General features: G+C 32.0%; 15 protein-coding genes and 1 pseudogene. All 16 read left to right on the top strand.

Features of this window, described 5'->3' with window-relative positions; all coding sequences use genetic code 11:
• Nucleotides 1-72 precede the first annotated feature (72 nt).
• Nucleotides 73-1,146, top strand: coding sequence for a non-hydrolyzing UDP-N-acetylglucosamine 2-epimerase (gene wecB, locus EBF09_RS08685; RefSeq protein ID WP_121764710.1), 1,074 nt, complete (start codon nucleotides 73-75; stop codon nucleotides 1,144-1,146).
• On the top strand, nucleotides 1,143-2,096 hold the full coding sequence (locus tag EBF09_RS08680; protein WP_121764709.1) for a Gfo/Idh/MocA family protein: 954 nt from the start codon (nucleotides 1,143-1,145) through the stop codon (nucleotides 2,094-2,096). The genes wecB and EBF09_RS08680 overlap by 4 nt, the downstream gene beginning before the upstream one ends.
• Complete coding sequence (locus EBF09_RS08675) at nucleotides 2,093-2,671, top strand: acyltransferase (RefSeq protein ID WP_121764708.1); 579 nt, start codon at nucleotides 2,093-2,095, stop codon at nucleotides 2,669-2,671. The genes EBF09_RS08680 and EBF09_RS08675 overlap by 4 nt, the downstream gene beginning before the upstream one ends.
• Nucleotides 2,661-3,770, top strand: coding sequence for a DegT/DnrJ/EryC1/StrS family aminotransferase (locus tag EBF09_RS08670; RefSeq protein WP_121764707.1), 1,110 nt, complete (start codon nucleotides 2,661-2,663; stop codon nucleotides 3,768-3,770). Before EBF09_RS08675 ends, EBF09_RS08670 begins: the two co-directional genes overlap by 11 nt.
• Nucleotides 3,763-4,908: a hypothetical protein gene (locus tag EBF09_RS08665; protein WP_121764706.1), complete on the top strand. Its 1,146-nt coding sequence runs from the start codon at nucleotides 3,763-3,765 to the stop codon at nucleotides 4,906-4,908. Before EBF09_RS08670 ends, EBF09_RS08665 begins: the two co-directional genes overlap by 8 nt.
• A gap of 23 nt (nucleotides 4,909-4,931) precedes the next feature.
• The gene (locus tag EBF09_RS08660) at nucleotides 4,932-5,186 is read left to right on the top strand and encodes a hypothetical protein (protein WP_121764705.1); all 255 of its coding nucleotides are present in this window, start codon (nucleotides 4,932-4,934) and stop codon (nucleotides 5,184-5,186) included.
• 3 nt (nucleotides 5,187-5,189) lie between these two features.
• A complete protein-coding gene (gene asnB / locus EBF09_RS08655; protein ID WP_121764704.1) occupies nucleotides 5,190-6,890 on the top strand; it encodes an asparagine synthase (glutamine-hydrolyzing) in 1,701 nt (566 codons plus the stop codon).
• Between the two features lie 85 nt (nucleotides 6,891-6,975).
• Complete coding sequence (locus EBF09_RS08650) at nucleotides 6,976-7,635, top strand: O-methyltransferase (RefSeq protein WP_232817713.1); 660 nt, start codon at nucleotides 6,976-6,978, stop codon at nucleotides 7,633-7,635.
• A gap of 18 nt (nucleotides 7,636-7,653) precedes the next feature.
• Complete coding sequence (locus EBF09_RS08645; RefSeq protein WP_121764703.1) at nucleotides 7,654-8,736, top strand: DUF354 domain-containing protein; 1,083 nt, start codon at nucleotides 7,654-7,656, stop codon at nucleotides 8,734-8,736.
• 19 nt (nucleotides 8,737-8,755) lie between these two features.
• On the top strand, nucleotides 8,756-9,286 hold the full coding sequence (locus tag EBF09_RS08640) for an adenylyl-sulfate kinase (protein WP_121764702.1): 531 nt from the start codon (nucleotides 8,756-8,758) through the stop codon (nucleotides 9,284-9,286).
• A gap of 83 nt (nucleotides 9,287-9,369) precedes the next feature.
• Nucleotides 9,370-9,480 carry a sugar transferase gene (locus EBF09_RS08635; protein ID WP_121764701.1) on the top strand — a complete coding sequence of 37 codons (111 nt, stop codon included), beginning with the start codon at nucleotides 9,370-9,372 and terminating at the stop codon, nucleotides 9,478-9,480.
• Between the two features lie 309 nt (nucleotides 9,481-9,789).
• A complete protein-coding gene (locus EBF09_RS08630) occupies nucleotides 9,790-10,152 on the top strand; it encodes a hypothetical protein (protein WP_121764700.1) in 363 nt (120 codons plus the stop codon).
• A gap of 70 nt (nucleotides 10,153-10,222) precedes the next feature.
• Nucleotides 10,223-10,549 carry a hypothetical protein gene (locus tag EBF09_RS08625; protein ID WP_121764699.1) on the top strand — a complete coding sequence of 109 codons (327 nt, stop codon included), beginning with the start codon at nucleotides 10,223-10,225 and terminating at the stop codon, nucleotides 10,547-10,549.
• Between the two features lie 9 nt (nucleotides 10,550-10,558).
• Nucleotides 10,559-11,053: a DUF2972 domain-containing protein gene (locus tag EBF09_RS08620; protein ID WP_121764698.1), complete on the top strand. Its 495-nt coding sequence runs from the start codon at nucleotides 10,559-10,561 to the stop codon at nucleotides 11,051-11,053.
• Nucleotides 11,053-11,169, top strand: a pseudogene (locus EBF09_RS09560) (DUF2972 domain-containing protein); the annotation flags it as partial. The gene EBF09_RS08620 and the pseudogene EBF09_RS09560, both read left to right, overlap by 1 nt.
• Before the next feature lie 88 nt (nucleotides 11,170-11,257).
• Nucleotides 11,258-11,788 (top strand): class I SAM-dependent methyltransferase (locus tag EBF09_RS08610; protein WP_157978201.1); only part of this gene is annotated, 531 nt, incomplete at its 3' end.

Here is an 11,788-nt window from a genome sequence, read left to right as displayed (position 1 = left end):
TAAAGCTGCTAAGATATTAAATGCCACAACAGAGGGAGAGAAATTATTAAAGATTGTAGAGGAGGTTTGTGGGTGAAGATTGTAACTATTATTGGAGCAAGACCCCAGTTTATTAAAGCTAGTGCTCTTAGTAAAGCTTTGAAGGAAGAAAAAGAAATAGAAGAAGTGATAATTCATACTGGACAACATTATGATGTAAATATGAGCGAAGTTTTTTTTAAAGATTTACAAATACCAAAACCAAAATATCATCTAAATATTGGTGGATTATCCCATGGAGCGATGTGTGGAAGAATGCTTGAAGCAATTGAGAGGATATTGGTTGAAGAAAAACCTAATTTTGTGTTGGTTTATGGAGATACAGATTCTACTCTAGCGGGTGCATTGGCTAGTGTAAAGCTTCATATTCCAGTAGTGCATGTAGAGGCTGGGTTAAGAAGTTTTAATATGCAAATGCCAGAAGAAATTAATAGAATTTTAACAGATAGGGTATCAAAATTGCTATTTGTGCCAACTAAAGAGGCGGAGCAAAATTTGATAAATGAAGGGTTTTTGAATTTTGATTGCAAGATTATTTTTAGTGGTGATATTATGAAAGATTCCTTTTATATTTTTGAAACTTATGCAAAAAAACCCAAAGAAAATTTGCCTAAAGACTTTGTTTTATGCACAATTCATAGAGCAGAAAATACAAATAATCCACAAAAAATGCAAGATATTTTTGGGGCTTTAAAAGAGATTTCTAAAAAAAGCCCTATTGTATTACCCATGCATCCTAGAACCAAACAGATTTTAAAAGATTATGGAATTAGCATTTGTGGGGATAATTTTTATTGTATTGAGCCATTAGGATATTTGGAGATGATATGGGCTTTAAAGAATGCTTTGGTAGTAATTACAGATAGTGGGGGATTGCAAAAAGAAGCTTATTTTGCAAATAAAATGTGTTTAACTTTAAGAGAAGAAACTGAATGGATAGAGTTGTGTAAAGAGGGTTATAATTTTCTTGTGGGTTCTAATAAGGAAAAAATACTTCAATATTTTTCAAAAATTACCGATATGAAACAAGATAAGTTCCATAAAGAGCTTTATGGAGATGGTAAAAGCACAAGTATTATTTTAACAACTTTAAAGGAGGCATTATGAAAAAATTTGCTCTTATAGGTGTGGCAGGATATATTGCTCCAAGACATTTAAAAGCAATAAAAGATGTAAACAATGAGCTAGTGTGTGCATTGGATCCTTATGATGGAGTAGGGATTATGGATAGTTATTTTCCTAATGCGGATTATTTTAAAGAGTTTGAGCGTTTTGATAGGCATATTGACAAACTAAGGCGCAAAAATGAGGGTGTGGATTATATGAGTATTTGTTCACCTAATTATTTGCATGATAGCCATATTCGTTTTGGTTTAAGAAGTGGAGCAGATGTGATATGTGAAAAACCATTAGTGCTAAATCCATGGAATTTAGATGCAATAGAGAGTATAGAAAAAGAGAGTGGTAAAAAAGTATTTAATATCTTGCAGTTGCGTTTGCATGAGAGTATTTTAGCACTAAAAAATAAAGTGCAAAAAATTTTAAAAGAAAACCCCAATAAAGTCTTTGATGTGGATTTAACCTATATTACTTCAAGGGGCAAGTGGTATTTCATCTCATGGAAAGGGGATATTACTAAAAGTGGGGGAGTAGCTACAAATATAGGGATTCATTTTTTTGATATGCTTTTGTGGATTTTTGGGGATTTAAAAGATTCTAAATTGCATTTTAAAAATGAAAGTAGTGCTAGTGGGTTATTAGAACTTAAAAATGCTAGAGTGAGATGGTTTTTATCAGTAGATGAAAACACATTACCCAAAGAGATAAAAGAAGCAAATAAACGCACTTTTAGGCTCATTAGCGTAGATGGAGAAGAAGTGGAGTTTAGTGAGGGATTTACAGACTTGCATACAAAAAGCTATGAAGATATTTTAAAAGGGGGAGGGTTTGGATTAGAATGCGCTAGAGCTTCTATTGAAGTGGCACATCTTATTAGAAATGCCAAAGCTATTGGAATAAATGGGGATTATCATCCATTTTGCAAAGGGTTATTATGAAATATTTCATCCATAAAAGTTCATTTGTTGATGAGAATGTAAATATAGGAGAGGGGAGTAAGATTTGGCATTTTTGTCATATTTTAAGTGGGAGTGTTATAGGAAGAGATTGTTCTTTTGGGCAAAATTGCGTCATAGGACCTAATGTAAAAATTGGATCACGCGTAAAAGTGCAAAATAATGTAAGCATTTATGAGGGTGTAGAATGTGAAGATGATGTGTTTTTAGGACCTTCTATGGTATTTACAAATGTGATGAATCCTAGAGCTTTTATTAATCGTAAAGATGAATTTAAAAAAACCTTGTTAAAAAAGGGTTGTTCTATTGGTGCAAATGTTACGATAGTTTGTGGTGTAGAGATTGGAGAATATTCATTTATTGGTGCTGGAAGTGTTGTAATTGAAGATGTAGCACCTTTTGCTTTGATGGTTGGGAATCCTGCTAGATGTATAGGATTTGTAGATAAAGCGGGAGTGAAATTAGAATTTGATAGCTTGGGTAGGGCAAAAGATAGCTTTGATGGGGTAGAATATTGCCTAAAAGAAGGTAGAGTGGAGATTGTAGATGAAAATTGATTTTGCAAATTTAGAGTTGGCACACAAATTGGAACAAGATGAGATAGAAGAAGCGATTTTAAGGGTTGCAAGAAGTGCTAAGTATATTTTAGGAGAAGAAGTTTTAAATTTAGAAAAAGAATTGGTAGGATTTTTAGGAGGTGGAGAGGCTATTACTTGTGGAAGTGGAACTGACGCATTACTTTTAGCTTTAATGGCACTTGGAATACAAAGAGATGATGAAGTAATCACTACACCTTTTACCTTTATTGCAACTTCTGAGATGATAGCACTTTTGGGTGCTAAGCCTGTGTTTGTGGATATTAGTTTGGAAGATTTTAATATAGATTGTGAAAAAATAGTTCAAGCAATCACCCATAAAACAAAAGCAATTTTAGCGGTTAGTCTTTATGGACAACCTCCAAATTTAGAACAATTAGAAAAAATAGCAAAAGATTATAACTTAAAGCTTATTATTGATGGGGCACAAAGTTTTGGTGCGGAGTTTAAGGGAGTTAAGGATAGTTTGTATGGGGATTGTGCTACTACTAGTTTTTTTCCTGCTAAACCTCTTGGGTGTTATGGTGATGGAGGGGTTATTTTTACTAAAAATGTAGAGTTAGCCCAAAAATTAAAATCATTGCGGGTTCATGGACAAAGCAAAAGATATTTTCATGAGTTTATAGGGATAGGTGGTAGGCTAGATGCCTTGCAAGCAACAATTTTAAGAGTTAAACTTAAAAAATATAAAGAAATTATAAATTTAAGACAAAAACTTGCAAATCAATATATAGAAAAATTAAAAGAATGCCATGGAGTGATTTTACCAAAAGTTTTGGCGAATAGAAGTTCAGTTTTTGCACAATTTACCATAAGGGTAAAAAATAGAGAAAAATTGCAAGAATTTTTAAAAACAAAAGGAATCCCAACTGCAGTGCATTATCCATTAGGTTTGCATCTGCAAGAATGCTTTAGGTATTTAGGATATAAAAGTGGAGATTTTAAAAAATGTGAAATTGCTATGAATGAGGTTTTAAGTTTGCCTTTTAATCCTTACTTAACAGATGAAGAAATTGAATATATTGTTAAAAATATTAAAGAAGGAGTGAATAATGGCTAGAGTGTTAATTTATGGTTTTGGTTGGAGTGGGCAGAGTATGTTAAAACTCTGTGAAAGAATAGGTTTTGCTTGTGATGTGGTAGATGATGGATTGGATATAAGCTTGACAAATGATAGGAGATTTATTGAGTTTTCTAGCATTGAAAAAATATATGATATTTATTTAATTTGTGTAGTGGAAGAGCAAGTTGCCTCTAAGATGGCTAATAAGCTAATAAATTTAGGGATAGATGAGAGTAAAATTAAATATTTTGGAGATTTTTCTTATAGGGACAAAATGTCTTATTTGGTGGATAAATATTTTAAAAATTCTAAAGAAGTTTTGCAAGAATGGCTTAATGAAGAAAAGAAAATGCCTTTTTTGTGTTCTAAAATAGAAGCTTTAGTGCAAGAATATAGACAAAATAAGAGAATAAAAGGGGAAAATGAACTAGAGGTGTATGAGAATTTTGCTTCTAAACATTCTAATTTAAGTGCGTTTGCCAGAATTTATGAAAGTGCTTTAATAAAAACAGAATTAGGAAATATTAGTTATCCTGGGTTTAGTGTTGGAGTATCTTTTGATAAAAGAGAGGATAAAAATTTTTATTTTATAGAGGAAATTGATTTTATAAAGGTAGCTAAGCGTAGCAGTGATACGAAATTAATCGTTTGTCTTGGAAATAGTGCTTTAAGGGTTGAATATTTGCCATTAAATGAAGCAATTACCTCTTATATGAAAGAAGAAATAAGAGATGCAAAATGCATGGTTTTAAATTTGGGAATTACTGGATATACAATATATGAACAAATGATGCTTTATAATGCACTTGTTTATCCTCTTAAGCCTGATGTTGTGGTGAGTTTCTTTTTTGGAACGGATTTTAGAAGTGGTTTTGTAGATTGTGAAAACCTAGTAAAAAAACATAAAATGCTTTATGGGGCTTGGTGGTATGAGGAAGATTATAAAAAAAGATGCAAAAGTGAATTGCCTCTATTGTGTGAAATGAATACTAATGAAAAAGCTTTTAATCATAAAATAAAAGACGAAGATATTTATGAGGCTATTTTAGTACGATTAAATCAATTTAATCAAATAGTTTCTGCGGGGGGGGGGGCTTTTATGCCTTTATCCAGCCCTTACTTGCTTGCAAGCTAGAATGGAGCGAGGAAGAAAAAAATATGCGTAAAAAAGAAAGAGAGAATTTAAGCAAAGTTGCAAGTTATCAAAATGCTCTTATTGATAGATTTGGTAGTATTGTAGATGGTTTTAAGCAATATGCTAAAGATTTGCCATATTTGTATGATTTAAATGAGGTAACTAAAATGAGTAAAGAATCACTTTTTGCAAATCATTGGATACATTGTAATGCGCTTGGTAACAAAATAGTGGCAAAAAAAGTGGTTGAAATCTTAAAGCAAAAAGGAGCAATTTAGTTAATGTGTAGCATTTGTGGAGGGACTTATCCACTAGAAATTATTAAAAAAGCATCGCAAAAAATGTTCCATAGAGGACCGGATTTTAGTGGAGAATTTGAATGTGATGGAATATCTTTAGCACATAATCGCTTGAGTATTATTGATTTAGATAAAGAGGCAAACCAGCCTTTTATTTCTCCTATGTATCCGCATTTAGTGCTTGTTTTTAATGGAGAAATTTATAATTATTTAGAGCTTAAAGAAGAGCTAGAAAAAGAAGGGGTGGAATTTAAGACTAAAAGTGATACAGAAGTTTTGCTAGCTATGTATGCAAAATTTGGTAAGGATTTCTTAAAATATCTAAATGGGGATTTTGCTTTTGCTATTTTTGATAAAAGAGATAAGAGCTTTTTTCTGGCGCGGGATAGGCTTGGGAATAAGCCACTTTTTTACTCTCTTAAAAATAACAAGCTTTTATTTGCTTCAGAGATTAAAGCATTGCTAGAAGTTTTGGGGGTGGAGTTTGAAAAAGAGGAGGTTTCAAAGTGGCTACTCTTTAGCAATGGAAGCAGAGAAAAGACGATTTATAAGGGTATCTATGAGTTTCCAAAGGCACATTTTGGGATTTTTAAAGATGGAAGATTGAAATTAGAGCGTTATTGGGAGCTAGAAATCAAGCAAGAAATTAGTAGTATGGATAAGGCATTAGAAGAGCTAGAAGATTTATTACTTAGTGCTTTAAGTTTAAGGCTAAGAAGCGATGTTAAAGTTGCTATGGCAGTTTCTGGGGGGATTGATAGTTCGATTTTGGCATGTTTTGCAAGGAAAACTAATAAAGAGTGTATGTTTTTTGGGATTAATTTTCAAAACAATGCGAGTGGCGATGAAAGTGAGTTTATAAAGCAATTAGCAAAAGATTTAGATGTAAAAGTGAATTTCATAAGCCCAAAACCTAGTGATATTAAAAGGGATTTTAGGGATTTATGCTATTTTCAAGATGAGATTTTTAGAAGCTTTTCTCAATATTCTCAATTTTCGCTTTTTAAATCCATATCGCCTTTTTGTAAAGTAGTGCTTGGTGGGCAAGGTGCTGATGAGCTTTTTGGCGGGTATTATCATCATGTGGGAAGATATATTTTTAAAAATCCTAGTGCTTTTAAAGATAGGGTTAAGCTTTATGGCAATGAGGCTTTAAAAGAATATTTGTTTGGGCTTAAATGTTCGCTAGATAGGGAGTTAAAGTTGCAAATTTTTAAAGAAGATAACCATAAAAATATAGAAAAATTAAAGCAAATAAATATGCCAATTCCCAAAATGGAACATTTGCTAGATCGGTTTAATGCGGATTTTAATTATGGATTATGGCTGGATACTATGGAGTATAATCTGCCAAATTTATTGCGTTATGAAGATAGAAATGCAATGGCACATTCTTTAGAAAATCGCACTCCTTTTACGGATTTTAGGCTTGTGGAGTTTGCTTTTAGGCTAGATGAGGGTTTAAAATTCCAAAAAGGTTATAGCAAGTATATTTTAAGAGTTTTGCTTGATAGGCTTGGTTTAAAGGAATTAGCTTGGAGAAAAGGAAAAATAGGTTTTGGAGTGCCAGAAGAAAAAATTATGCAGACTTTAGGATATAATTATCATAGTCTTTTTGATATTCGTCTTGAAATTTTTAAGCAATTGCAAAATATACACAAAGGAGATAGTGTTCAATTATAATTTTGTTGGAAGATTTTTAGTAAAGCTAGTGAAGTTACTTTATTTGTTTTGCGTTATAATATGAAAAATGTCTAAAGGATAAAAATTGAATTTTGAAGAAATTGTGGAAAAAGTGGAAGCTAGAAGAAGTGAATTAATGTCAAAAGATGAACTTGTTGAGGTTGTGGATTATGGGGCTGGGAATCCTGATTCAAATCGTACTAAAGAAGAAATGACAAGAGGTGTTGTAAATAAAGTAGAAATTTGTAAATTGGCTTCAGTGGGTATGAAAAATGAAAGATTAAAAAATATGTATGATCTTTTAAAAGAGATTAATCCAAAAGTTATTTTAGAGCTTGGGACTTGTTGTGGATTTTCTAGCTCTTATATGGCGTATTTTGTCCCTGATTCTAAGATTTACACGATTGAAGGGAGTGGGAATTTGGCAAAAATTGCAAGAGATAATCATTCTTTTTTCGGTTTGGAAAATATTGAAGTTTTAGAAGGTAGATTTGATTTAGTTTTACCAAATTTGCTTTCTAAAATCGCTCCTATTGATTTTGCATTTATTGATGGACACCATGATAAAGAAGCAACTTTGAAGTATTATAGAGATATTTTGCCCTTTATGGCAGGGGAAGGGGTGATGTTGTTTGATGATATTTCTTGGAGTGAGGGCATGAAAGAGGCTTGGGAAATAATCAAAAATGAAAAGAGATATAAAAAAATTCAAGATTATGTAAAGATAGGTGCTATTTGGTTGTAGAGTTTATAAGGAGGAAAAATGATTTGGATTGATGTAGCGACACCAAAATACGCTTTATTTTTTTCTTTGATGATTAAGGCTTTGAAAAATAGAGGCTTTAAGGATATTCTTGTAACCACTAGATATGGGGTAAATTATACAGAGGCTAAGGAAATATTGGACTTGCATCATGTAGAACATATAGTTTTTGGAGAATATGGAGGGGTAAGTTTATTAGAGAAGTTTGAAGCTAGAATCTTCCGCCAAAAAGAAATTTTAAATCTTTTTAAAACAAGGGGTGTGCCTAAAGTTTTAATGTGTGGAGCAGTAGTGGATAGTGTGCAAGTGGCTTATGGACTTGGGATTCCAGTGGTAAATATTTATGATGCACCTGCAGTTTCTAAACCAAACACAAAAGAAGCAAAACAAGAATTAACGGCAGTTTCAAGACTGACTTTGCCTTTTTCAAAACTCTTTTTTTATCCTTTTATTTTTCCAAAAGAGCTTATGCTTCGTTTTGCGTTAGATGAAAATCAAATAGTCCCATACCCTTTTATTGATGTGGCTTTATGGATGGGCAATCTCCAAAAAGAAGCAAAAAATGATTTTAGGATTACTTATGGGCTTGATGTATCTAAGCCAACAATTTTAATAAGAGAAGAGGAGTATAAAGCCCATTATGTCAAAGAAAAAATTCCTACAATTTATGAAGTTATTCCGCTTTTAAAGAAAGAATTTGATGTCAATTTGGTGATTATGCCAAGATATGAAAAAGAAAGATTGAAAAATGATTTTGGGAGCATTGCGACAATTTTAGAAGAAAAATTGAAGCCAGAAGAATTTTATCCTTTTGTTGATCTCTTTATTGGCGGTGGTGGAACGATGAATTTAGAAGCAGTGTGTTATGGAATCCCTACAATTTCCACGCGTTCTATTTGGATGGCATATGATGAATATCTAATAAAAAATAACTTGATGTTTTGGACACAAGATTGCAAAGAGATTTTAGAAATTACTAAAAAAATGCTCGGTAAAAGAGTGCAAAGTAGAGAGTTTTTTATACAAGGAGAATGTAGTTTTGAGGGGATTATAGATAGGGTGCAAAAGGAGATTTTAAATTGATGAATTTTGTGGAGCTTCAATGAAGCAATTAATTAAAAATAATAAAGGGCTTGTAATATGGCTATGTGGCTTAGCAGGAAGCGGTAAAAGCACAATAGGTAGGGCTTTAAGTGAGAGATTAAGAGAAAAGATACCAAATGTGGTGTATTTAGATGGTGATGAGCTAAGGGATTTGCTAGGGGCTTATGGATACGATAGAGAAGGGAGGATTGAAGTAGCTATTAAACGCTCAAAATTTGCACATTTTTTAAGCTCTCAAGGACAGGTGGTTGTGGTTACGACTATCTCACTATTTAGTGAGGTTTATAAATACAATCGCAAAACTTTGGAAAATTATTTAGAAGTGTATGTGGAGTGTGATTTAGAGGAGTTAAAAAGACGCGATCAAAAGAGGCTTTATAGCAAGGCTTTAAGCGGAGAGATAAGCGATGTAGTGGGGATAGACTTAGACTTTGAAGTGCCAAATGCTGAAATTGTGGTTGATAATAGCTTGCAAAATGATTTAGATAAAAAGGTGGAAAAAATTTTAGAAAGTGTGGAGATTATTTAGATAAAATAAATCCATTTTTGCAAGATTGATTTTATTTTTTGATATGATGTGTGTTTTTATTTTGAAAATTTTAGGTGTTAGAGATGTTAGAAAATCCAAATTCTACAATTGATAGAGTGAAAAATCAGCTTACCTATAAAATAGGTGAGGCGATTATAAAGCGTGATGCTGCGGGGGGGGGGGGTTATCCTTAGTTATAACCCTTTTAAAGATTAGAAAAGAGCATATTAAATCTAAAAAAAATCTATGAAGAAATTATAAAAGTTTTCCCGCAATTAAAATATCCAAAACTACAAGATTGCAAAGATTATAAAGAGAGCTTGAGATATAAATTTCATCTTTCGTATTTGCTTGGAGAGGTTGTAGTTAAAGCAGATAAAGAATGGCATAAAGGGGGATATTTAAAACTGTCTAAAGAAGTTTAAAAGGCTAGAAGGCAGTATAAAATCATTCAAGAAATTGCAAATTTGCTTCCAAAAGAAGAGTAATATTGTGTATATTCTATGCAATCTAGAAATTTAGAGCAGATTAACTGTGAGAAAATTAAAGAGATTTTAGAATTGCATAAAGATTATAAACCTATTATTCAAAATATTTTGAATAATTTTACATATTTTTTAGACAATTTTGTAGAAATTAAAGAGTTGTTAAAATCATCTGAATTTTATAACCGCTATAAAAAAGACAACCACCCTTATCCTTCTTTGATAAATCCAAAGATTGCAGATTATAAAAATATCCCCGCAGAACTTGCTTGGGAGATGAATTTGCCATTGCCTACCAATTATAAATTTATATGGTTGTATTCTCATGGAACAGCAGCTACTGAAGTTGGAGAATATCTTGTAAAAAAATTAAAAATATGAAAATCATTTTGACTTGGAATTATATTTGTAATGTTATTAATGCAAATGGGTACTATGGATATATTTATAATTGTTTAAAAAAAGTTTAGAAGATGATAATTATTACATTGAGTTTAGCAACAGTGAAGCGATGAACAAGAACGCTAAAGATAAAGAGAAGTTTTTTAGTCTTTTGATTGGGAGTGGTGATAAATATTTATTGTGTCAAGTAAGAGATCCTATAGAGCTTGTGAAGCATATATTGGCAAGATGGAATAGGGATAGAAATACTATGGTCAATAAGAGGTTATTTGGTTTGAATGATAGTTTTGAAAATATTTTTAAAAATTATAAGAAACAATTCATTAATAAAAAAATCAGAATTGAAAAATGGTCATTGATTTTTGTATATCAATAATATAGAGAGTTGTTAAAATTATCTCTTGATAAAATTGAATTTTTAGATATTAAAGAGATAAATAAGCCAAGTATTGATACAAAGATGAAGAAAATTATGCAAAAATTTGGCTGTAATGTGCCACAAGAAAATTGCAACGATATATTGATGCATAATTCTTGTAAATATAGTATATATCTATGGCTACCTTTAGAATTGCAAGTAAAGCTAAATAATCAAGAAATAAAAATTTTATTTTTGGCTTATAAAGAAAGGCAAGATTTTGTAAGCTTGGCTAGTGAAATTAGCGAAGATGGAAAATTAAACAATTATGATGTTTGCGTTCATAAAGATGATTTAGAATCCCTTAAACAAGATAGCACTAAATATGAAGAAGTTATAAAATATTTGAAAGATTTTGTGGCTAAAATTAAAGAAATGCTAGAATATCAAGAAAAACAATATATTGTAGTGGAAGATATTTTGGAACATTTAAGAAAAAATGAAAAGATACGCGTCTGTTAAAATCAATTTTAGATGAAGAGCTTGTATATATCAAAAAATATCGCCATGACATTGTAGAATCTTGGAAATATTATCAAGAGTTTTTGAAAATTTGCAAAGAAAAGGGCATAGAATGAATTAAATAAAATGAATAAATAGGTGTTTAACCAAATAGTTGCTAAAATAATAAAAAGACTCTTAAATAATTTTAAAGAAAGGAAAAGAATGAAACAAGGTGATTTTACAAAAGTGGCAAAGCATTATCACAACCGCCCTGCATATAGTGAAATGCTACTTAGAAAGCTTATTGCTTGTGTGAATGATACACAAAAAGACTTAAAAGATTTACAAGTGGTAGAAGTGGGAGCTGGGACTGGGAAGCTTACCAAAATGCTTGATGAAATGGGCTTAAATGTCCTAGCAGTAGAGCCAAATGACAATATGCGAGAAGAAGGTATCAAATACACACAAAATACAAATATAAAGTGGCAAAAGGGGAGTGGTGAAGATACTGGAGTAGCTTCAAATTATGCAGATTGGGTGATTATGGCTAGCTCATTCCACTGGACAGATCCTAAAAAATCTCTTCCTGAATTTAGGAGAATCCTAAACTCTAGCTCCTCTGCGGGGGGGGGGGGGGTTTTTTTGGGGTTTAAACCAAACCCCCCCCCCCCCCCCCGGACCGGTGGGGGGTGGGCGGGTGGGGGGTTAAAAAAAAAAGGGGGGGGGGGGGGGGGGGGGGGGGGGGGGGGGGGG

Origin of the sequence: Helicobacter burdigaliensis (assembly GCF_003670295.1) — a bacterium.
Taxonomy (GTDB): Bacteria; Campylobacterota; Campylobacteria; order Campylobacterales; family Helicobacteraceae; genus Helicobacter_D; species Helicobacter_D burdigaliensis.
Note: the sequence above shows the minus strand (reverse complement) of the source record. Positions and strands in the feature narration are given on the sequence as shown.